Genomic DNA, 1,353 nt, shown 5'->3' on the forward strand with positions numbered 1-1,353 from the left:
CCGATCCCCATCTCCACCCTGCCGCCGGAGATGTGGTCCACCGTCGCGGCGATCTTGGCCAGCAGCACGGGGTTGCGGTACCCCAGGCAGGTACACATCTGGCCGAGCCGGACGCGGGAGGTGACCGCCCCCAGCGCGGACATGAGGCTCCACGCCTCGTGCGTGGCCTCCCCGGTGGTGAGCGGGGCGGTGTGCATGTGGTCGTAGACCCACACCGACTCCCACGGGCTCGCGTCCGCACGCGCGGCGAGGGCGGAGATCACCGGCCAGTGGCGGGCGGGCGGGACGTCGACCAGGTCGAGTCGCCACCCCTGGGGGAGGAACAGTCCGAAGCGCATACGGCCGAGCCTAGCGGCGGACCGGGCCCGGAGAGCGCCGGGAGGGTGACCCGACACCCGCTGTTCAGACCCGGGGGTCCTCGTCCTCGATCGGGTGGATCCCGCCGGCCGCCAGCGCGAAGCCCGTGGGGCGTTCCCCCGCCGCCTCCGCGTCCTGCCCCAGCAGCGACACCCTCGCGGTGGCCTCCGTCGCACCGGTCTGCCTCTCGCCGATGCGGGCCTCGTCCGGGACCACGACCCCGGAGTCGACGACGGCGGTGTCCACCCTCGCGCCGGACCGCACCACCGCGCCGGGCAGGATCACGCTGTCCCGGACCAGCGCGCCCCGCTCGATCACGGCACCGGGCCCGATCACCGAGTGCTCGACCGTCCCGTGCACCACCGCTCCGTACCCGAGGAGCGAGTCGGACACGGCGGCGTCCGGACCCGTCCTGGCCGGACCGGTGTACGACGACGCCGTGCGCAGCGGCCAGTCCGCCCTCTCGAGCATGTGCACCGGATCGTCGCCGAGCAGGTCCATGTGCCCGGCCCAGTACGACCCGATGGTCCCGACGTCACGCCAGTAGCCCTGGTGCCGCCACTCCCGCGCGTGGCCCGCCCCGACCATCGCGGGCAGGACGGTGTCCCCGATGTCCCCCAGGTCGGCGGGCCCGCCCGCCGAGGCCACGTCCTCCGCGGCCGCCTCCAGGTGCCGGATGAGCGCCGCGGTGTTGAAGACGAAGACCTCCGCGCAGACGAGGTCGCCCTGCGGGTCGTCCGGCTTGTACCGGTAGTCCAGGACGGTGCCGTCGTCGGCCACGCGGACCACGCCATACCGGCCGGCATCCTCCGGGTCGACCCGGGTGGTGACCATCGTGACCTCGGCGAACGACGCCAGGTGGTCTCTGACCACCTCGTCGTAGTCCAGTCGGTACACCGCGTCCGCGCTCAGCACCACGGTGACCCGGCTCCCCGACCGTCGGAGGGGCTCGACCTGCTTCCAGAGCGCGTCGGCGGTGCCGGAGTGGAAGCCGTC

The 1,353-nt window shown here is 73.7% G+C and carries 2 protein-coding genes; both read right to left on the reverse strand.

Annotated features, from left to right (window positions below; genetic code table 11):
• Window positions 1–338 (reverse strand): LLM class flavin-dependent oxidoreductase (locus tag B4M60_RS14960; protein ID WP_291085841.1); only part of this gene is annotated, 338 nt, incomplete at its 3' end.
• 64 nt (window positions 339–402) lie between these two features.
• On the reverse strand, window positions 403–1,353 hold a 951-nt coding region (locus B4M60_RS14965; protein WP_291085844.1), incomplete at its 5' end, for a glucose-1-phosphate adenylyltransferase family protein.

The organism is Dietzia sp. UBA5065 (assembly GCA_002415925.1).
Lineage (GTDB): Bacteria > Actinomycetota > Actinomycetes > Mycobacteriales > Mycobacteriaceae > Dietzia.